20 protein-coding genes are annotated in these 22,338 nt (G+C 33.5%); 8 read left to right on the forward strand and 12 right to left on the reverse strand.

Annotated features, from left to right (window positions below; genetic code table 11):
* Positions 1–102: 102 nt before the first annotated feature.
* From A9G25_RS05450 to A9G25_RS05465, 4 genes are all read left to right on the forward strand, one after another.
* Positions 103–921, forward strand: coding sequence for a purine-nucleoside phosphorylase (locus A9G25_RS05450; protein ID WP_065626096.1), 819 nt, complete (start codon positions 103–105; stop codon positions 919–921).
* A gap of 58 nt (positions 922–979) precedes the next feature.
* Positions 980–2,218, forward strand: coding sequence for a nucleoside permease (locus A9G25_RS05455; protein WP_065626097.1), 1,239 nt, complete (start codon positions 980–982; stop codon positions 2,216–2,218).
* A gap of 92 nt (positions 2,219–2,310) precedes the next feature.
* On the forward strand, positions 2,311–3,342 hold the full coding sequence (locus A9G25_RS05460; RefSeq protein WP_218057544.1) for an EamA family transporter: 1,032 nt from the start codon (positions 2,311–2,313) through the stop codon (positions 3,340–3,342).
* A 975-nt stretch (positions 3,343–4,317) separates the two neighbouring features.
* Entirely contained in the window at positions 4,318–4,794 is a 477-nt protein-coding gene (locus A9G25_RS05465) for a hypothetical protein (protein WP_065626098.1), read from the forward strand.
* Between the two features lie 391 nt (positions 4,795–5,185).
* On the opposite strand, the gene A9G25_RS05470 is transcribed toward A9G25_RS05465, so the two are convergent.
* The 7 genes from A9G25_RS05470 to A9G25_RS05500 form a co-directional block, all read right to left on the reverse strand.
* Entirely contained in the window at positions 5,186–6,769 is a 1,584-nt protein-coding gene (locus A9G25_RS05470; RefSeq protein WP_065626099.1) for a hypothetical protein, read from the reverse strand.
* Between the two features lie 479 nt (positions 6,770–7,248).
* Positions 7,249–8,529 (reverse strand): ammonium transporter AmtB, encoded by a 1,281-nt coding sequence (amtB, locus tag A9G25_RS05475; RefSeq protein WP_065626100.1) that lies wholly within the window; start codon positions 8,527–8,529, stop codon positions 7,249–7,251.
* Positions 8,530–8,550: 21 nt separating this feature from the next.
* Entirely contained in the window at positions 8,551–8,889 is a 339-nt protein-coding gene (gene glnK, locus A9G25_RS05480) for a P-II family nitrogen regulator (RefSeq protein WP_034912116.1), read from the reverse strand.
* A gap of 255 nt (positions 8,890–9,144) precedes the next feature.
* Positions 9,145–10,635, reverse strand: coding sequence for a dGTPase (dgt, locus tag A9G25_RS05485; RefSeq protein WP_065626101.1), 1,491 nt, complete (start codon positions 10,633–10,635; stop codon positions 9,145–9,147).
* A gap of 41 nt (positions 10,636–10,676) precedes the next feature.
* Positions 10,677–11,753: a 5-(carboxyamino)imidazole ribonucleotide synthase gene (purK, locus tag A9G25_RS05490; protein ID WP_065626152.1), complete on the reverse strand. Its 1,077-nt coding sequence runs from the start codon at positions 11,751–11,753 to the stop codon at positions 10,677–10,679.
* Between the two features lies 1 nt (position 11,754).
* Positions 11,755–12,255: a 5-(carboxyamino)imidazole ribonucleotide mutase gene (gene purE, locus A9G25_RS05495; protein WP_065626102.1), complete on the reverse strand. Its 501-nt coding sequence runs from the start codon at positions 12,253–12,255 to the stop codon at positions 11,755–11,757.
* An 84-nt stretch (positions 12,256–12,339) separates the two neighbouring features.
* Positions 12,340–12,549: an IS3 family transposase gene (locus A9G25_RS05500; protein WP_176701078.1), complete on the reverse strand. Its 210-nt coding sequence runs from the start codon at positions 12,547–12,549 to the stop codon at positions 12,340–12,342.
* Between the two features lie 685 nt (positions 12,550–13,234).
* On the opposite strand from A9G25_RS05500, the gene A9G25_RS05505 reads away from it, so the two are divergent.
* Together A9G25_RS05505 and A9G25_RS05510 are read left to right on the forward strand one after the other, a co-directional pair.
* Positions 13,235–13,975: an Imm52 family immunity protein gene (locus A9G25_RS05505; protein ID WP_065626104.1), complete on the forward strand. Its 741-nt coding sequence runs from the start codon at positions 13,235–13,237 to the stop codon at positions 13,973–13,975.
* A 36-nt stretch (positions 13,976–14,011) separates the two neighbouring features.
* On the forward strand, positions 14,012–14,593 hold the full coding sequence (locus A9G25_RS05510) for a hypothetical protein (RefSeq protein ID WP_065626105.1): 582 nt from the start codon (positions 14,012–14,014) through the stop codon (positions 14,591–14,593).
* A 38-nt stretch (positions 14,594–14,631) separates the two neighbouring features.
* On the opposite strand, the gene A9G25_RS12295 is transcribed toward A9G25_RS05510, so the two are convergent.
* The 5 genes from A9G25_RS12295 to A9G25_RS05535 all read right to left on the reverse strand — a co-directional run bounded on the left by A9G25_RS12295 (position 14,632) and on the right by A9G25_RS05535 (position 20,581).
* Positions 14,632–14,880, reverse strand: coding sequence for an IS3 family transposase (locus A9G25_RS12295; RefSeq protein ID WP_081297164.1), 249 nt, complete (start codon positions 14,878–14,880; stop codon positions 14,632–14,634).
* A 667-nt stretch (positions 14,881–15,547) separates the two neighbouring features.
* Positions 15,548–15,898: a RidA family protein gene (locus tag A9G25_RS05520; RefSeq protein ID WP_065626107.1), complete on the reverse strand. Its 351-nt coding sequence runs from the start codon at positions 15,896–15,898 to the stop codon at positions 15,548–15,550.
* Positions 15,899–15,923: 25 nt separating this feature from the next.
* Positions 15,924–17,927 (reverse strand): excinuclease ABC subunit UvrB, encoded by a 2,004-nt coding sequence (uvrB, locus tag A9G25_RS05525; RefSeq protein WP_065626108.1) that lies wholly within the window; start codon positions 17,925–17,927, stop codon positions 15,924–15,926.
* Positions 17,928–18,310: 383 nt separating this feature from the next.
* Complete coding sequence (gene modF / locus A9G25_RS05530) at positions 18,311–19,783, reverse strand: molybdate ABC transporter ATP-binding protein ModF (protein WP_065626109.1); 1,473 nt, start codon at positions 19,781–19,783, stop codon at positions 18,311–18,313.
* Between the two features lie 15 nt (positions 19,784–19,798).
* Positions 19,799–20,581, reverse strand: a complete 783-nt coding sequence (locus A9G25_RS05535) for a TOBE domain-containing protein (RefSeq protein ID WP_065609245.1) — start codon at positions 20,579–20,581, stop codon at positions 19,799–19,801.
* Between the two features lie 280 nt (positions 20,582–20,861).
* On the opposite strand from A9G25_RS05535, the gene modA reads away from it, so the two are divergent.
* Together modA and modB are read left to right on the forward strand one after the other, a co-directional pair.
* On the forward strand, positions 20,862–21,617 hold the full coding sequence (modA, locus tag A9G25_RS05540; protein ID WP_442903083.1) for a molybdate ABC transporter substrate-binding protein: 756 nt from the start codon (positions 20,862–20,864) through the stop codon (positions 21,615–21,617).
* Positions 21,618–21,645: 28 nt separating this feature from the next.
* Positions 21,646–22,335: a molybdate ABC transporter permease subunit gene (gene modB, locus A9G25_RS05545; RefSeq protein WP_065607551.1), complete on the forward strand. Its 690-nt coding sequence runs from the start codon at positions 21,646–21,648 to the stop codon at positions 22,333–22,335.
* Positions 22,336–22,338 lie beyond the last annotated feature (3 nt).

A 22,338-nucleotide genomic window follows, 5' to 3' on the forward strand; every position in this document is an offset into this window, starting at 1 on the left:
GTGGGATTTTTACCCAGTAAACTAAGCAGTAGGTTATTGCTGTTTTATTATATTCGCCTATTTTACTTTAGCTTAGCATTAATTTTTTGAAAGGATACTATCATGCATCAGACTTCAGACATTCAACAAGCAGTTAATTTTATTCAAAAACACACAAACAAAAAACCAACTATTGGAATTATTCTTGGTTCAGGCTTAGGACCTTTTGCCGACACACTTGAAGATGCTGTTCATATTGCTTATGACGCAATACCACATTTCGCCAAATCAGCAGCAGTTGGCCACGCAAATGAATTAGTCATTGGGCAATGTGGAAACAAAACAGTTGTGGCAATGAAAGGTCGCTTTCACTACTACGAAGGTTTTTCGTTAGATCAAGTTACTTTCCCTGTTCGTGTGATGAAGATGCTTGGTGTTGAAAAATTAATTATCACTAATGCATGTGGTGCAGTCAATACGGACTTTAAACCAGGCGATTTAATGCTGATTACCGATCACATCAATCTTACTGCCAACAACCCTCTTATTGGTCCAAATAATCCTGATTTAGGCGTACGCTTTTTAGATGTAAGCGAGGTTTATAACAAACAATTACGTTCAACAGCAATTGATGTAGCCAAAGAATTTAATATTACCTTACAACAAGGTGTTTATGCTTGGTGGACAGGTCCAACTTATGAAACACCTGCCGAAATTAGAATGATTCGTGTTTTAGGTGCCGATGCAGTTGGTATGTCAACCGTACCCGAAGCAATTATCGCACACCATTCAGGCATTAAAACCATTGGAATTTCGTGCTTAACTAATATGGCCTGCGGAATTTTAGATCAACCATTAGGACACGAAGAAGTTATAGAGACAGCAGAACGTGTTAAATCAACCTTTTTAAAACTTATAACAAAAACGATTGCACGTTTCTAACCAATAATTTTTATTGGTAATTTTCTATAAAAAGTTCACTTTATTTTAGGAATAAACAATGAACATAAAGAATAGATTGAAAATAATGATGTTTTTCCAATATTTCATTTGGGGAAGCTGGTTAGCCACTTTTGGTGCTTATCTATTTAATACTTTACACTTTTCTGGTGTTGAAGTATCGATGATTTTTAGTACAAAAGGTTTAGCGGCATTAATTACACCATTTATTATTGGTATTATTGCCGATAAATTTTTGCAGGCTAAATATCTATATATGCTTTGTCATTCTGTTTGTTCCATTGCGCTTTTTTATGCTGCATCAGTTAATAATTCAGCTATTTTATTTTGGGTGATGTTAGGCAATGCGTTAGCTTTTATGCCAACCATTGCATTATCTAACTCTATTAGCTACCACTGTTTGGATCAACATAACTTAGATTCGGTAACCATTTTCCCTAAAATACGAGTATTTGGTACAGTCGGTTTTATCATTGCAATGTGGACAATTAGTTTATGCAAATTCGAGTTGAGTAATGCTCAGCTCTATGTTGCGTGCGCAGCATCCGCTGTTCTTGTTGTTTATAGTGCAACATTACCAAACATTACTGTATCTAAAAACCAAAAACAGTCTTGGGTTTCTTATTTAGGATTAGATGCTTTTGTATTATTCAAAAAACCAGTTATGGCTGTTTTTTTTCTTTTTGCTATGTTGCTTGGTGCGATACTACAAATCACTAATACTTTTGGTGGCGCTTTCTTGCATGATTTTGGTAAAGTCTCAGAATTTAAAGATAGCTTGATTGTGCAATACCCAGCTATTTTATTATCGGTTTCACAAATGGCTGAAGTCGCATTTATCTTAACCATCCCATTTTTTCTCAAAAAATTTGGCATCAAAAAAGTCATAATGATAAGCTTAATAGCTTGGACTTTGCGATTTGGTTTATTTGCATTTGGCGATCCGACACCTTTTGGTTTTGTGCTATTAATGCTTTCAATGATCGTTTACGGCTGTGCATTTGACTTTTTTAATATTTCAGGCTCTATTTTCATTGAAAAAGAAGTCAGTTCAAATATTCGAGCCAGCGCTCAAGGACTATTTATGACCATGGTTAATGGTATTGGCGCTTATTTGGGCTCCATTTTAAGTGGTTATGTTGTTGACATGTGTACACATGATGGTCTTAAAGATTGGCAAACAATTTGGCTAATTTTCGCTACATATGCACTTGTGTTAGGTGTTGTTTTTTATTATTCATTTAATTATGACCATACTAAAAGTAAGTATGAGGCATAATCACTTATCCGTTTAGATTAACAAATTTTGAAATATTAATTATCATTGTAGTTTGATTGATTTAACTTATTGAAAAGACACCTGGGAATGAATTGAATAATCCCTCCCCTATGTCTTTTATTGTGTTTTTTAGCCGACAATTATCGGCATGTTATTTTTTGTTACGAGATTTAGATATGAAAGATAAATTTTTAGGCGGTTTACTGGTTTTATTAGGTGCATGTAGTTTTGGCGTACTATCTTCTATTGTTAAGACTGCTTATCAAGAAGGGTATAAACTAGGTGAAGTCACTGGTATTCAATGTTTTTTGGGGATGTTAATGTTATGGAGTATTCACTTTATTGTCAAAATAATACGCTCTCCAAAAGTATCTACATCAACGAACGCACAATTAGCGATGCAAACCGAAAAACAGACTAAATTGAAAAAAAAATGGATGGTCTGCGCTGTTGGTCTATTTCCTGGATTGGTCGGCATTTGTTATTATCAGTGCGTACAGTTAGTGCCTGCATCAATTGCAATTATTTTACTAATGCAATATTTGTGGATTAGTGTCTTTATTGATTTTATTATATTCAAAAACAAACCTACTATTATTCAACTTTCAGCGATTATTATAATTATTTTAGGTAGCTGCTTAGCAGCAGGTATTTTTAATCAAGATATTAATTTAAATTTGACTGGTTGTTTTTTTGGTTTTTTGGCAGCACTGATGTATTCACTCTTTATTAGTACTAGCAGCAATATTGGTAACGAATTACCTAAACTTGAAAAAAGTGCATTGATGATTACCGGCGCATGTATCGTTACTTTTTTGATATTTCCACCTTTATTTTTCTTCAAACTTGATATTAGCGACAAACTGTATCAATTAGGATTTTTATTAGCATTGCTAGGTACTGTATTGCCACCTTTTTTGTTTTCGGTAGGAATTCCAAGAATTGGGATTTCATTAAGTGCCATTTTGTCGGCAGCAGAATTGCCTGTAGCGGTCACTTGTTCATATTTTTATTTACGCGAATCGGTCCATTTTAATCAATGGATTGGAGTGAGTATTATTCTATTGGCAATTGCTTTACCTAACTTAAAACATATCAAAAAGAGCAAACTTGAAAATAGTTAGTTCATCTAACATTTTCTACTTAAAATTTAGGAAAACATCAAGGTGTTTACATTTCATTGCTAAAATAGTGCTCTAAAACCACATAAAGTGTTTTATTTAAAATCGCTTTATGTGGTTTAACTTTATTATTATAAAAGTCAGCAAATCACTTATAATTTTGCTTGTATCTGTTGCATCACTAACTATTTGCTGATTATGCCGTATCTCAATTAAAAATACCGTAATTAAAAGTATGTTAATCGACGTATTTCTTTCAATTCCTGTAAACAGCGTGAGGAAATCCCATATTAGGTTAATTATTTATAATATCCAAAGGCATTGAAAACCTAACAATCATCACCATAATTATGATCGTCTTATAATTTGACCGATATTGCTAGTTTTTACTAAAAAATAAATCATTCCGTGTTCTGCTCTATTTTAAATAGCTTTAATAGTTAAATATATTAAAAATTATTATGATATATTGATCAACTTCGTTATGTATTTGTCTATAAAATCAGAAGAATAATCTTTAACTAAAAGATGAAATCTAGCAATATTATTGAACTTTCCAAAATTAAATCTGTCTTAAAAAAGTGATTATTTTTTTAAATATGCTAAATAGTACCAATTCGCTATTTAAAATAGGTAGTCATTCGCTTATTAAGTTTTTACTATTAAGTAACAATGCTTAACTGCATTGATAGTATACCGTAATTAACCTTTAAGTAAGGTTTATAAGTAAATAAAACTTTTCATTTTCTGATAGCAGTCGTTCTTAATAGTATTTTTTTATTTTAAGTACCTTGCTTTGAAACTTAAATTCATTAATTTAAATATCTAGTAAAACATCATGAATTATTTTAATTTTTGTTGTTTATTTTTATATTTAAGTATTATGTCAACCAAAAACATTTTTACATAAAATTAACAGCCTCTTTTCTTTATTAAGGTCTTGTTATCTTTTTATTTTAATTAAAAGGAAGTTACAAAATGAAGATATTAAAAAAACCTTTATTTACCTTAGTGCATCGTAATAGCGCAATACCTGAACACAGAACGCTGGCTTATTTAGATCCCACATTAAATTATTATACCGATCATATCGACGAAATTATTGCTTTGCGTGTTAAAGAACTTAAATTGCATCATCCTGAATATAGAGAATGCCCCGATTGTGACAGAACCAATAACAAAAAGGGATTTTCTTTTGTTTTTCATGAAATATTTGAGTCAGAGCATCATAAAAAACAAATTGGCATGTTAAAAGACGAAATAGCTATTACAAAAGAATCGAATAAAATAAAGGAATTACTTGATACCCGTATAAAAGAAATCGCTAATGTTTATCCTGAGTTACAATTTAACTTTAATGACATGCAGGTTTTACCAGCTAAAGTCAAAGAGTATCTTTTTGCACCGCCGTTAATATTAACTGAAGATCATGCAATTATGCTTTGGGATGATTAAATAAAGCTGTTAACAAAAAATCAATTGCCGTGATGTGCTATTGTAAAATTAAGCTGTTATGCTTACAATTATCAACCTAAATTATTAGATGATCCAATAATTACTTTAATATTTAGCAAGATAGTCGAAAAAACATTTTTTCTGATTTTTTCCTAAATGTTTTCATCGTATCCAAAAGCTAGGCTATCAATGGATATCACAAACGTGTTTATCGGGAATATTGTTAATTAAAACTTAATCCTCTAAAAACGGCTTATGCGTTTTTAGAGGATTATTTTAACCATGAAAAGTAAACAACTCGGCGTTTTCCTACAATTTTGTTTTTTTATGTATATTTATTACAGTAATTTATCAAATTACCATAAAAAACGTAAATAATTCTTACATATAACTAAAAGCTAACGCATGCTACTCTAAAATCTAAATCGTTTCCACCTCTATCACCAACAATACCTATATTTGTCTCTACAACATAATTATGGATATTGTTAAAATCAACATTGTAATGATCTTCTGACGTCCAATAATACCCTCTTATATCCCCCCAAGAAGGTTCTCCAACACGAAAATATTCCCAATCACTATCTTTATAGTAAATCTGAGTCATACGTCCCCATTCGCTAAATAACCCACCCATCCAATAACCATTCACTTTATAACTAATTTTTCGTAAATAGCTTTCATCTGTTATACCATTTTGCCAATCCACAATACCGCCACGCCTTGCATTGGTAAAATCAAGCACTTTGGGCATACGATATCCACCACCATTAAAGTTATTACAAAACGCTACGGCATTTTGATAACCGCCTGCACCGCCTTTTTTAGCTACATACCAACGCTCTAATCTAAAATTATACAATGGGTTATTGTTTTTATCGTGTAAATAAAATGTTGAAGGAATAAAAGAACCAGGATTACTCTCCTTAGGACCCGTTAAGTTAATTTTTACAAGCCCTGTAGGTAGCTTATTTTCAGCATTTAACGTTAATGTTACCCCTCCCGTCGAAATTGTTCGACCATTTTTATTTACTATATCTTGCGCTTTCATTCCTGCAACACTCAAGTAAAAAAATAAATTATGAGAGCCTGTGGTTGGAAAGTTTGCTCCAGGATTCGCTGGATTATAAGCATAAAACCCTCTATATTTATTCCAATCACCATGCGGATCGTTAAGAGAAGAAACTGCACCATCGTAAGGTATATCATTTGAATGCCAATCATATTCTAAGTTAGGCATAGCATAACAAAATTGTGGTTTATCCATTTTGGGATAAAGATAATAGGTATGCCTATTTCCAGTAAATTTATCACTTTCAGAAGGAATACCATATTCTGTCTTAATGCTCACATCTTCCGCTTCTAACGTCAATTGATAAGGTGCATCACAGCCATTTAATGCTTTATCTGAGTTATCCTTCACATAATTAGTAATATCTTGACCATATAAATTCTGCCATTTAATTTTTAATTTACTTGAATTGACACGATGGAGTGTATCGCCATCATCATCCTTCCAATAACCATTGTCAGCAATAATTTTATCGGTCAATACTTCTGGATAATCCCCATGCGGTACTAATGTCTTGATATCTGCAAAAGTGGCTAAAAGTTTATCTAACACTAATGGGTTTTCCATACTTGAGCTATCATTTGATACAGTAATAATTTTGTTTCCGGGCAATGTTACTGATAATAAGGGACTAACTGAATCAGCATGAGTCGCGCCGCCATCAAAGGTTAAATAAGGCGCAGTACCGTGAATGCGCTCAGAAGTCGTGGCCGATAGTGCCTGCGATTCTAAAGAGTACGGTAATAACAACAACGGCGCTAATGCCAATGGGATTTTTGAAAATAATTTTATGGATAATTTCGATGATATAAATGAGCTTCGAGTAAAAAATCGTCGAATAGGATTATTTGATAAATTTAAGACATAAGTTTGCCAGTGCTTGCGCCAAAAACAATACTGCATTACATTTCACCTATCAATTAATGTTTTCTTTTTTCGTGATTTATAATTATTTGTTTTATTTAAATTTTTATAATTATTCACTTATTTAATAAGCTTATTTCCCTATAGTGGTTAAAGTATAGCCGTTTAAAAAATAGTTGGCTAGTTTTTTGGAGGACTTTTTTGTAAAGAAATGTAAAGATGATATGTTTACACTTTTTTAGTATCAAAAAGGTAAAATCATAGATTCATTTTATATTCAATCGGTGACTGATAATTTAAAGACTATTACAAGTAATCCTCTTTCATATACAGAAAACCTAAAATACACAATTATCTTGCAATTTAAATTTTAATTATCAAACCTCGTATCAGTAAATATCAAGTAATTCCTATAATAATAAAAGCTATAATTTACAGGAATATCTCCCTGTAAATTATTTTGAGTTTAAATCTGTTTTTATATCTAATTTTTAATTAATGACTGTTTCGGTTAGTGATTAACTATTAAAAGCACTTTCGCCATGGCTATTAATATCCAGACCTTCTCTTTCATGTTCTTCTGGTACCCTTAAGCCAACAATAATATCTGCAATTTTATAAGCAATATAAGCAACCACTGTTGTCCAAACTACGCAGGTAATAACACTCATCAATTGTATTCCTACTTGAGTTGCCATTGTAATGCCTTCGGCATAACCAATACCTCCTAACGATTCTGATGTAAATATACCAGTTAATATACAACCCACAATTCCACATACGCCGTGTACACCAAATACATCACATGTATCATCAACTTTTAGAATTCTTTTGAGTGTTGATACTCCCCAGACACCAGCAAAACCACAAATAAGCCCTATTAACATAGCACCACCTACACCAACAAGACCTGCCGCTGGTGTTACACCTACTAATCCCGCTATCACTCCTGATGCCGAACCAAGGCAAGATGGTTTACCTCGTAAAAACCATTCTGCGAATGTCCATGCCAAAACCGCTGCTGCTGTTGCTGCAACAGTGTTAATAAAGGCTAAACCTGCGATTTCATCTGCATGCGTTGATGATCCTGCATTAAAGCCAAACCAACCAATATAAAGAATAGCAGCTCCAAGGTAGACATAAGGTAAGTTAAATGGTTTTAGTGGTTCACGATTATAACCAATACGTTGTTTGATCAGATAAGCACCCACTATTCCTGCAATCGCAGCATTAATATGTACTACAGTACCGCCAGCAAAATCAAGAGCTCCTTCATCACCTAAAATTCCGCCTCCCCATACCATGTGCGCCATGGGAATATATGAAAATGTAAACCATAACACCATAAATATTAATACTGCTGAAAAACGAATTCGTTCAGCAAAAGCACCAGGAATTAAGCAACAAGTAATACAAGCAAATGATCCTTGGAATGCGATCCAAATTAGCTCGTAAATCGATCCTGACACATCTGTAATACCTATTCCAGCTAATAGAAAATGGTTAAAGTTGCCATAAAACCAGTTTCCTTCACCAAAAGCAAGTGAATAACCATAAATAATCCATAGCACCGCTATTAACGAAAAAGTTACTAGCACTTGTGTTAACATCGATAACACATTTTTAGAACGTAATAATCCACCATAAAACAATGCAATCCCTGGTACCGACATAAAAAGTACTAGGGCGGTACAGATCATCATAAAGCCGTTATCCGCTTTATCAACTACGGCAGCTTCTTCGGCAAAAGCTGAACTTGAGAATAAAATAACTAAAAAGGGAATAATTTTTTTCAACATAATGATTTCCTTAACAATCAATTACAATGCCGAGTCATCGGTTTCACCAGTACGTATACGCACTACATGTTCAAGTGAACTGACAAAAATCTTTCCATCACCAATTTTGCCAGTATATGCTGCTTTAGTAACTGTACTAATAACTTGGTCAAGTTCATCATCTCTAATAGCTAAATCAATTTTAACTTTAGGTAGAAAATTGACATTATATTCTGCACCACGGTAAAGTTCGGCATGACCTTTTTGTCGTCCAAAACCTTTAACTTCGGTAACAGTTAATCCTGTAATACCTATATTAGATAAGGCTTCTCGGACTTCTTCTAATTTGAAAGGTTTTATAACTACGGTAACTAATTTCATCAATCGCTCCTAAAAATTGTGAGTTACAGATTAAATTATGCAAAGAGTGTGCCAAAAAAATTAACTTGAATTGAATTTGCTACTACAACTTAATTTATAAAAATATAGCTATCATAAAATTAAAGTTCAGCTGTTTTGATTGGAAGGTTAAAACAAAAGATAACAAATAGTTAATTAGATTTATTATTTAGCAGCGCACTAATATGGTGCCAATGCATATTAGTGGTGCTTAGCTGTTATAAAAATTAATAGGATCTAGAATGTCACCATTAACTTGCGATATTCGTCATAAGCAAAGTGATCTGTCATGCCACTAATATAATCCTGCAATAAGCGACATCGATAGTAGAATTCCATACACGCAAAATTTTCCGCTTTATTTATATTGAGTTTGTTAACTGCTTGTTTATAAGCGACACAATGTTTTGAGGATAATTTATGATATAAGCGAGTTTCAATAGGATAATTTTTGTGATGTTTATCCTCAACCAATTTCAAAAAGTCGTTGGTAGGCATATCAAGCAGTGGGCTATAAATATCGAGTAATCCACTAATAATTCGGTACCCTTGAAGTTCAATATTTTCAACCGATTCATGGTTAAATATATGTTCAAGTCCAACTGTTTTGAAAATATTGAGTAATTTATATTCTGCACCATGATCTTCAAGTAAGGCATGATTAAATGAGCCGTGATAAATTTCTTCAATATTTTCAATAAAGCGTTCAGCAGCATGTGGTACCAATTTGCCAATAGTGTTGACACGTAGGTACATAAAAAATTGGTCGATGCCTATCGCATCAAAACCATTTTGATTTAGATTTTCATAAGGGCGATTGACAACGGTATCAAACAGATCACCTTTTTTAATCGGTCCCCATGCCTCAGCTAAGTAAGTATAAAGCTGTTTTACTGTTAGAATTTTCTTTTCAACCGCATCTTCTAGATCGGCAATGCAATATGAGATATCGTCGGCGGCTTCCATAATATAGGTAAATGGATAACGATGAAATGGTTTGATATCAAGCTGTTTAGATAACTCCTCAATAAATGGTTGTTCTGATAAATAATAACCTGCTTTTTTCATTAAATAAGAAAATTCTGGCAGTACCGGCTTAGACCAATAAGCTGGTTTAGAATATTTCATAATTGAAGCAATCTGAGAGTAAGTTAAATTGAGACGTAATATTGTATGCACTAAACGAATTGCTTGTGCATTACCTTCGAAACTTGATAAATCTTGGCGAATTTTAGTTTTAAGTTCTTTTATTTCTTCTTTATCACTAACATTTATTTCAAGAAATCGATAATCTGTTGCTCTGCCAAGACCTAAACGTAGAGTAAACCATTTATTAATGGCAGCCTCACCAAAATGACCAAATGGAGGATTACCAATATCATGCATTAAACAAGCCATTTCAACTAGGCTTTCAATCGCCATTATACAATTATCAAGCCCGTATTTTTTTAATTTTCCAGCATTGCCTAGGCGATTAACGATTTCTTTGACTATGTATCGCCCAACTTGTTGCACTTCCATAGAGTGAGTAAGTCTTGTTCTAACTACTGAGTTTCGTTCTAATGGAAAAACTTGCGTTTTTTGTTGTAGGCGACGAATAGCGGCTGAGTTTATGATGCGTCCACGATCACTTTCAAAACAACGTACTATTGAGTACTCATCAGACAGAGCTTCACGCTGTTTGCTAGCATAACGCTGATAATTGATTTTTTGGTTAAAGTTGATCATGGTTTCATCCCTAATTTAATCACTCAAATTGTTTTAAGTTTTCAAATTGCTAATGTTTGTTTTGCCCATTCAATACTTTTTTGATAATCATTAGGTAATAACGGTATTAAATTCTCTAATGCTTTTAACAATTTGTTTGTTTGGTTATGGGTTAAATTTAAATGCCCTACTTTACGTCCAACTCTAACTTCTTTTTCATACCAATGAAGATGTACCAAATCAATTGATAACCAATTTAAATTTAATTCTGTGCCAATTAAGTTAACCATAACTGATGGCGTAAATACATCTGGCTTAGGAAATGGAAGCCCCAATATAGCACGAAGATGTAATTCAAATTGGCTAATTGAAGCTCCATTTTGCGTCCAATGACCACTATTATGTACTCGTGGAGCAAGTTCGTTGATCAGTAGTTCATTACCAACAATAAAGCATTCCATTGCCATTACACCAATATAATTCAATTTATGCATAATAGCAGATAGCATTTGTTCTGCTTTTATTTGTAATGAATCTGATTTGTTAGGTTGTACAACACTTATTTTTAAGATGCCGTCTTGGTGGAAGTTATTGGTAAGGGGATAAAATACTGTTTCACCTTTTGCATTACGAGCGCCTATTAATGACATCTCTTTTTCGAACGGGATAGCCTGTTCAACGATAGCTTGTTGATAGATATCATCAGGTACAGTTATTGGACCATTAATAGCAATTCGCCATTGCCCTCGTCCATCATAACCGCCAGTTCTACGTTTAACAATTAATAGCTCACCAAGTTCAGTGAATAACTTTGACCAATCTTGGTATTGATTAAGTGCAAACCATTTAGCTGTAGGTAAACCTAGTTCATCAAGTAGTTTTTTTTGAGTTAAACGATCTGCAATAAGTGGAAAAACATCTCGATTAATAAAATGCGGATGCTTAGCTAAAATCTGTGTAAATGGCGTATCTGACCATCGCTCAATTTCAGCTGTTATTACTGACTGTTGATATGGAATGGCGGTAGGATCTACATCTAATCCAACTGGATAAACTTTAATACCTATTGGTTCGCCAGCTTGCTTAAGCATTCGCCCTAATTGCCCGTTACCTAGTACACAAACAGATTGAAGTTTCATATTATGCATTCACTCTTGGATCTGGGTTATTTAATACCTCATCAGTTTGTGTTAATCGCCATGTTGATAAGCGTTGATATATTTCTTTATCATGTAGAGCTAGAATCTGTGCAGCAAGTAATGCCGCATTCGCTGCACCAGATTTACCTATTGCTAAAGTGCCAACTGGAATACCTTTAGGCATTTGAACAATAGAATAGAGACTATCTATTCCACTTAATGCAGCACTTTGCACTGGAACACCTAATACAGGAATCAGCGTTTTAGCAGCTAACATACCTGGCAAATGAGCCGCACCACCAGCACCTGCTATAATCACATCAAAACCTTTTTGTTTGGCATCTTCAGCAAAAAAAAATAATTTATCAGGAGTACGGTGAGCAGAAACGATTTCAACATGATAAGGAATTGTTAACGCATCGAGGATATCGGCTGCGTGTTGCATAGTAGTCCAATCGCTTTTGGACCCCATTATAATGGCAATTCTAGGTTGAGTATGCATGGCAACTGTATGAATAATTAAAATAAGATGTATGCGAAGTATACACTAAAATTTAATTAATGGGGATAGTGATGGTTTTATCAATTAATAACTAATTGGTATGTCCACACTTTTTAGTACCCAAAATATAAGGCCATCGATTTCTCTTGTATTCAATCGATAACCATTTGTCGCCATGATTCGATCTATTTGGTGTCGAGATAAAGTAATTACTTGTTTTCTAAGCTCTGCTTGCAGACGCCCTTTGCCATAAACACGATAATTTTTATTAAAAATTTCACCCACTATTTTCACTAAGTGCAATATCTTGCGATTGCTAGGTCAATTGCCGTTGATAATAGAAACGATTTCTGGTCACATTTAAACATCAACATAATGCACGTAAGCTGTATCGATACTTATTAGTGTAATTAACTTGATTTTCGTCCCATTATCAACGTAGCTTACTTTAGGGTATCATTCTCTTCTGCACGATGATAACCTTTTGCGGTGAAGGTACCCGTGGTTTAATACTGTGTTATCCACTTATCTAATGCCGATTTGGTGAGGTCATACTCAGCGACAATATCACTCTTTTTTACCATTTTGATATAGCATGACTATCTATTTTTTGAACTCGTTAGTAAAGCTACGTTTTGCTCTTCGGGATGAATCAATTGTCATTATTGTTACCTTCTTTTTTTTTTAGTTTATCATAACAATGACCTTATAAAACTGGCACTAATTAGTGTAGCTTATCCAGATAATGCATAATCGACTGATTGTTGTTTAAATTCGATGCTAAACTTTTTGACCATAATATTTGTCTGCTATGAGTTTTGTCCACTTTTTTGGTGAAGAACAGTCAAAAATGACAAATTTAACGAGCTAAATCTGTGATTAATGAAAAATAGAAAATGTTTTTTATTTAAATATAGCTAGTATTTACTGTTATTTTTTATAATAATAAAACCATTAACCAATAAATAAGGTTATCTGCATGGAAATGAACATAATTCAGTTCGATGTCGAACTTCATTTACCCAGAGTGCAAGAGATTATATTTACTGATGTTAACCAACAACTGCATGACATACTCAATGTCTATCAGCAGCATATTGATCCTAATGCACACTGGTATCCAATGAGAAGTACCGCAAAAGGTAAACCAAAAGCATTGATTTATAGCCCTGAAGGGTTCACCGAATATGGACTAAAAAAAATTGCTCGTGCCTGTAAAAAAATCGAAAAAGAAGGTGATGTATTATTCCATTTTGCTGACAGTCAAAAACTATCTAACTGCCATCTAATGTCCTATGTAGGATATAAAGCTATCGAAGGCAGCCATGCTAGCCAATCTCAGGTTGATTTCTCTTTTACTTTTGAAAATAATAGAAAAACGATTAGTCAGATGGTGTCATTTATTGGAGGGTTAGCGGGGAAATTTAGTCAATGTTATATTACTATGCGCTTTCAAGATTCTTTTTGTTCTCTGCGACTCTTCCCTCCGCGCATAAATACTTCGTTAATCGTTTATATTCCGAGCCCATTACAGGAAAGTGAATATCAGGAAGCACACCAACTGATTCCTATTTACAAAGAAGGAAAACACGTTGGAACAGTGATTGTCTTGCTTGATCACTTTCCTGATGAGGCGAATAAGGAGGATGCTAAAACAATATACCATATCGAACTAAAATTACGTGAGGCTGATCTATTACCAATGAAAAAAGACTTATGAGTATTCACTGTTAAATAAAAGAATTAGGAATAAAAAATGGTTGATGATATAAAATATAAGGTATCCTTATTAAATGCTACTAAAATATTAGTTAATACAGCAGCAATCATCCCAATTATAAAGTATGATCCTGATATTAATTCCTCACGAAGCACAATTGAAGCAAGGCATAATATTGAGAATAGTAGTCACTCATGGCAAAAAAAATCAGGATTGACAGAGGAAGAGAAGAACAAAATATCTCAAGATGCTGCAAATAAAATTGCAGAAGCGTTATTTTTGGCTAGAACGACTTATCATGTTGATGCTAACACCTATATCCATGAGTTAGTGAATACATTACGAAAAGATGAACGCATTGTATTACCCGATGAAAAACCTGAACAATTATTTCAGCGATTATTAACCACCTATGATTATTTGATCGGTTTGAAATTTACTAAAATAATCGTTATTGAAACCTATTTGTATGCACAAGCTTCAAACCCATCTTTTCAAGCCAATCCTGTCATTAAAGGATGGATCGAAAAAATCGGTCAGCCTGCGCAACAACAATTTCAAGATATGATCTATTTGGCTCGCAAATTCGAATTTTTCGAAATCTCTATCATTGAATAAAAAAATAAAGTAAAGCCCTCGTCATAAAGGCTTTGTATTTAATTTTTGGAATGGCGACACATTTTCAAACAAAAAATTAAGGGGTAAGTGTTTTTTAATTCAACGGGAGGCAAGTAGTCTAACGAAGAATGTAATCGTTTATTATTGTACCAATAGGAATAAGCCGAGAAAGTGCGTTGTAACTCAGTTGTTGAGTTGAAATGTTGGCCTTTTACAAACTCCGTTTTAATTGTTTTAAATACTGCTACCGCATTGTCATAAGGACAATCTTTGTAGGTGATTTGAATAAACCCTCTACCATGATAATTTGCACCTCTTTTATAATTATTCCAATAAGAAGGCGTTGAACCATCTTTATTTTTTCTGCAGTTCTAAAAAAATCACTTTCATATAATATCTGTGATATAAAATGCACGTTCTGCAGGCCGGATTGCTAGTAACATTGTATTGTATTGAATACTTATTTAGTTTGTTGTAATAATTCAAGTTAGTTTAGTAGCGTTGTTTTTGTGGTGAAGCCGTTGTTAAAAAAGGAATAACAATAAGTTCATTTTTATCAATTTAATCATGATTTTTTTACTTAAACACAGTGCGATCCTGAAAGTTTTTGACAAAAATGAGGGGAGCTTTGTCTTTTTAGATAAACTGTGTGATAACATCATATTAACTAAAATTCACCAAACCCGCCTACCCATAAACGAATGGGAAAGCCGAAATAGTGATGCATACGTTAATGAAAAGTTGCAGAATCAGCAAATATTTAGTGATGCAAAAGAATGACAACTAAAGCCTAAGCGATTTATTAACTTTTATAATACCGTTAAAACCGCATAAAGCGATTTCAGGGAAAACGCCTTATAGGTTAGTTCAAAAATAGGTGAATACACCAACTTGTTTACAGGATCTTAATTTGATGCCACCGAATAGCAAATAGTTTTAACGGTAATCACAACATTAGCTTTTTACTGCTGCCACGATTTTAATTTCTATTAAATATTCTTTTTTCATTAACCCAGCTTGTACTGTACAACGTACTGGTGCACTAGCTTTAGCTATCCATTCGTCCCATGCTTTATTCATAGCTGCAAAGTCACTTTTATTAACTAAAAATAATGTTACATCTAATATACGTGATTTATCACTGTTAGCTCGGGCTAATATTTTGTCAATTTCAGTTAATGCACTTTTGGTCTGTACATAAACGTCATTTTCAAGATTAGTAGGAACACTTGTGTAATAAATAACGTTATTATGGATCACAGCTTCAGACCAGCGGTTATCTGGATCAATTCGTGTTATTGTCATCATATTTTCCTTGTTAGATGAGTTATTAAGAAACTTTAATAAAATCAGCACGCAATTTTTTTATTTCATCACGCAGTACACCAGCTTTTTCAAATTCAAGATTCTTAGCTGCTTCATACATCATTGCTTCAAGTTCTTTCACTTTTGCCTGAACCTCTTTAACTGAAACATACTGATACGGTTTACCATGTTCAAATGCTTGTACTTTGGCTGTTGATTTTTTGGTACTTAAACCTGCCTCTAATACGTCTTTAATTTCTTTGCGTACTGATTTTGGTGTAATGCCGTGTGCTGTATTAAAGTCTTCCTGTTTTTTACGACGACGGGCAGTTTCATCAATCGTTTTTTGCATAGCTGGGGTTATTCTATCAGCATATAATATGGCTTTACCATTTACATTACGAGCTGCACGCCCTACGGTTTGAATTAGTGAACTTTCTGAACGTAAAAAACCTTCGCGATCAGCATCCAATATTGCTATTAGTGAGACTTCCGGTATATCCAAACCTTCTCGCAATAAGTTAATGCCCACAAGTACATCAACTTTACCTAAACGTAGGTCACGAATAATTTCCATACGTTCAACCGTATTGATGTCTGAATGCAAATATTTTACAGTTACATTATGTTCTGACAGATAATCAGTTAAGTTTTCTGCCATACGTTTAGTTAATGTGGTCACTAAAACACGCTCTTCGTTATTGATACGAATTTTGATTTCTGATAATAGATCATCAACCTGCGTTGCAACTGGTCGAACTTCGATAATAGGATCTAATAAACCTGTAGGTCTAACTACTTGTTCAATAATTTCATTACCTGATTTTTCAATTTCGTATTTAGCTGGTGTTGCTGACACATAAATCGTTTGTGGCATGATGTTTTCAAATTCAGCAAATTTTAGCGGTCGATTGTCTAGTGCTGATGGCAAACGAAAGCCATATTCAACCAGATTAAGTTTACGTGAACGGTCACCATTATACATTGCCCCTAATTGTGGAATAGCGACGTGAGATTCGTCAATAAACAGTAATCCATCAGGTGGCAAATAATCAAATAAGGTTGCAGGCGGATCGCCCGGATTACGCTGAGCTAAAAAGCGTGAATAGTTTTCAATCCCAGAGCAATACCCCAACTCGGTCATCATTTCGATATCAAATAATGTCCGCTGAGTTAAACGTTGCTCCTCTAATAGACGATTATTGTCTAACAGAACTTTTTGACGTTCTTTAAGCTCTTGCTTTATTTGCGCAATAGCGTTTTCCATAATGTTTCTTGGTGTGACATAGTGCGTTTTTGGATAAATTGTTATCCGCGATACTTCATTTATGCTATTACCTGTAAGCGGATCAAACATAACAATTCGATCGACTTCATCATCAAATAACTCTACGCGCACAGCAAGATCGTCTGAATCAGCTGGAAAAATATCTATAACATCTCCTCGAACACGAAACGTACCACGACTAAAACCTATTTCATTACGAGTGTATTGCAATTCAGCTAATCGAGTTAAGATTGAACGCTGATCGGTTATGGTGCCTTTTGTTAGGTGTAATATCATCGACATATAGGTTTCTGGTGCTCCTAAACCATAAATAGCCGACACCGAAGCAACAATTACAACATCACGTCGTTCTAGTAGTGATTTAGTAGCAGAAAGACGCATTTGTTCTATATGTTCATTGATTGACGCATCTTTTTCAATAAATGTATCGGTTGACGGTACATAAGATTCAGGTTGATAGTAATCATAATAAGATACGAAGTATTCAACCGCATTTTCAGGGAAAAAGGCTTTCATTTCACCATATAGCTGAGCGGCTAATGTTTTATTTGGTGCTAAAATAATTGTAGGGCGATTATGTTTAGCAATAACATTTGCCATGGTAAATGTTTTACCTGATCCAGTTACGCCTAATAGTGTTTGATGCGCAATGCCATCATCAAGATTTTGATTAATCCTTTTTATTGCTTCTGGCTGATCACCTGCGGGCTTAAATTCGGAACATAATTTAAATTTTTTCATTACATCGCAACCTAATATTTTACCTATTAATAAAAATTATCCCCAAAAGGACTTGACCTTTTAAAATTTGCTATTTTTTGTTCAATTAACATTTTCATTTATAAAAAAGACAATTAATTTATAACTTGATTTACAATAACATGTTGATATAAAACAAAAAAATATTTCATGATTAAGTTACAATCAAATTAAGAAAAATCCTGATAGTTACTGAGGTTAGCGTTTTTTTCAATAAAATACTCACAGAGTTATCCACAGGCAACGGGGATAACTTTATAAGTATAGTCTTTATAAACTTTTTTAAATTATCAAGATAAAATTTCAAAAAAAAATCCCTTTTATTTTAATGTTTATTCCTATCTTTAATACTGTTTTTGATAGTTTTAACTAATCATTAGATTTATCTGTTCGATTTGATATTGATAGCTATGATCCAAGTTTTGGATGAAAGTCAATCGGTGAGTGATGCATTTTGGCGCATCTTCTGCGTGATGAGACACAAATAGCAACTGCGTGTACCCTTCACTAATTAAACGATCTATCCAACGTTTTACTAATTCTCGATTAAGATGATCGAGCCCTTGCAATGGTTCATCTAAAATAAGCAGTGTCGGATGTTTAACCAACGCTCTGGCAATCAATACTAATCTTTGTTGTCCCCAAGAAAGCGATTGAAAAGGTTTATCCGCCTGCGTTTGTAACCCTAATAATTGTAGCCATTCATCAGCCAATTTAGCTTGTTTATCACTCGTAGCTTGATAGACACCAATCGAATCAAAATAGCCAGACAATAACACTGTTTTAACGCTAGAACTAACTCGATAAGCCAAATGTAAGCTGCTACTAACATAACCAATATGGCGTTTAATATCCCAAATCGTTTCACCCGAACCTCGTTTACGACCAAATAAAGTGAGATCATTGCTATACCCTTGTGGATGATCGCCAGTTATTAAACTTAATAACGTTGATTTACCAGCACCATTAGGTCCAACTATTTGCCAATTTTGTTTGGCTTTTACTCGCCAAGTTAATCCATTAATGATTGCTTTATCATCATAATATACATAACCATTATTTAATATGACTCGATCTAATTGATCAGCTAATTGAGTTGGTGGTTCGTCGGCTTCTGGTAATGGCATATTGGAAATATTTTCCAAATCAGCTAATTGCTTAACAGTTGTATCGTTTAATATTGTATCTTTTGTATCAATTTTCAATAGTTGGCAGTCGGCTAGTATGCCAATATTTTCAATAAATGTAGGAATTTCATTAAATCGATTTAAAACAAGGACAATTGTGATACCTTGCTTAGCAAGATCTGCTAGTATTTCGGCTAAGTTTTCACGTGATGTCACATCTAAGCCATCAAAAGGCTCATCTAATATCAGAAAATCAGGTTGCTGCATCAAAACTCGACAGATTAAGGCTTTGCGTGTTTCACCAGTTGAAAGGTATTTAAAGCGTTTCGTTAATAGGTGTTCAATTCCAAATTGTGTTGCTAATTTTTGGCAAAGTACTTGATTAAAATTATTTTCTTGTATAATTTGCTGAGTGGTTAATCCTGTATCGTTTTCACCTTCGCTTAGCATATCTGTATTATTGCGTTTCCATTCATCATCAATTAGTTTTTGTAGCTGTTCAAACGATATGTGTGCTATGGAGTTAAATTGATTAATTACTTTGCCTGATAATAATGTTTGCTCACCAGACAATGCTTTAACTAGTATAGATTTACCGCTGCCATTACGCCCCACAAATGCAACATTACTGCCTTGATTTATTGTAAGTGATTCAATGGTAAAAACTAGGTAGTCACTAATTTTAAAATGTGCGTTTTCTATTTGTAGCATGATAACCTCATATTGCTAAACTAATGTCGCAACAATAATATTTTGTGGATTAATAAATAGTTTTGATTGTTTGCCTGTAGTTAAGGCCGATTTTTTTACTTCACTGGCTAATTTGTTAGCATAAAGCACTATGCCAGAAGATAGTGTGAAAGCAATTTCACTCCAATTGCCATCAGTAGTTATTTTTTCAACGGTAACCGACAAACAGTTTTCGTTTTCGATTTCATTTTTTAATTCAATTAATGGAGCTTTAATTAACAGCAATACTGTTTTGTCCGTACTCAACTTTAGCCGTTCAATACTTGATTGAGTAATGTAAACTTTTAACTCAGTTTGATTATCACTAAGTAGCACTGTAATAAAACCAGCAACATCATTTGTTTGAATCTGCTTAACCGTACCATATAATTGATTTCGTGCACTGGTTTGTAATGATAGTCTAGCTGTAGCTTTTAAAATATCATCTAAAGGTACTTTGTCATCATTTAGTATGTTAAAAGCATTTTGTTGTAGTTGAGTTAATAGATCATAGAGTTGGATAAATCTAACTGCATAAGCACTCAGTTTAGTGCCTCCTCCATTTTTACCACCAATTGCAGTAATTAAAAAAGGTTTAGGTGCTAATTTATTTATTTCATTAATGGCATCCCATGCGGTTTTATAACTAATACCAATTTGCTTGGCAGCCTGACTTAATGACCCCGTCTGTTCAATTGCTTTTAATAACGCAATACGCCTTGGATCAGTAAATAACTGCTGTTTTATATTTAACGTTAATAAAATTTCAGGAGAAAACATAATTTAACACCATGAAGAACCGACTAATCAATTTGGAAGAGATAATAGTGATTATTGTAGACCCTTTTTGGCATTCCTTCAAAACTTGTTAAAAATCTTGTTGATTATCATATCGTATCAGCTTAAATGAATTTTAATTGTACTTTATATATAAATTCTGCTAGCATCGATATGTTATATTTTATATAACGGCTATTTAATAATTTGCCAAATAACGTAATAAATCATAATAATCAATTGGATAAATAATATTAACAGTTAAAATTAACTCAATTTTATTGTGAGGAACAGAATGAAAAAAATTATTGGAATTATCTTAATGATGGCAATAACTTTTTCAGTTTCAGCTGCTGAAAAAATGACTATATTTGCCGCTGCCTCATTGACTAATGCTATGCAAGATATCGCTGCATCTTATAAAGCAGAACATAAAGATGCAAATATTGTATTCTCATTTGCTTCATCATCAGTATTAGCTAAACAGATTGAACAAGGTGCACCTGCGGATATATTTATGTCAGCAGATCAAAAGTGGATGACTTATCTTATTGAGCATAATTTAACTAAAAATAAACACGATTTATTAAAAAATACATTGGTGCTTATTGCTCCCCAAAATTCACATTTAGAGAATGTTTCAATTAATAAAAATACCAATTGGGAAATTATTTTACCTAAAGGTGAAAGAATAGCTATTGGTGATCCTGATCATGTACCAGCAGGGATGTATGCAAAAGAATCATTAACTAATTTAGGGGTATTTAATAAATTATCGCCACAATTTGCTCCTGCAAGTAATGTAAGAGACGCTTTGGTACTAGTTGAGCGTAATGAAGTTGCGCTTGGTATTGTATATAGTACCGATGCTAAAATAAGCAATAAGGTAAAAATAATTGGATCCTTTCCTGATGATACATTTAAGTCTATCGAATATCCCATCACTTTGTTGAATCCAAAAGCAACTGATTTTTATAAATATTTAAATTCACCACAAGCTAAAGCTATTTTTGAAAAATATGGATTTATAACAAAGTAATTTAATAAGTAAATAATTTTATAAAACTATGTTATTAACTGAATTTGAATGGCAAACCTTGCTACTTAGTTTAAAGATAGCCGCCACAGCAATTGGTTTTAGTTTGCCAATAGGCATTTTAACCGCTTGGATATTGGCACGCTGTCAATTTTTTGGTAAATCGCTATTTGATAGCCTCGTGCATCTTCCTCTTGTTTTACCACCAGTTGTTTTAGGTTATTTGTTGTTAATAACCATGGGACGACGTAGCGTTATTGGCGAGTGGTTGAGTAGCCATTTAAATATTAGCTTTAGCTTTAATTGGCAAGGTGCAGCTTTAGCTTCGGCAGTAGTTGCATTTCCATTAATGGTGCGTTCAATTCGCTTAGCCATTGAATCAATTGATACACGCCTTGAAAACGTTGCTCGGACTCTTGGAGCCCATAAGTGGCGAGTTTTTATAACTATTACTTTACCATTAGCCTTTCCTGGTATTCTTATGGGAATTGTATTGGGTTTTGCCCGTTGCTTAGGGGAATTTGGTGCAACAATCACTTTTGTGTCAAATATTCAAGATGAAACCCGCACCTTACCATTAGCAATGTATACGTTGCTACAAATTCCCAATGGTGAACAAGGTGCATTACGGCTGTGTATTATTTCGGTTGTGTTATCACTAATCGCACTTTTTTTATCCGAATTGTTAAATCGATGGCATAAAAAGAAATTAGCAGGATAATCA

The sequence above is a fragment of the Gilliamella sp. Bif1-4 genome (assembly GCF_001690535.1).
GTDB classification, from domain to species: Bacteria; Pseudomonadota; Gammaproteobacteria; order Enterobacterales; family Orbaceae; genus Gilliamella; species Gilliamella bombi.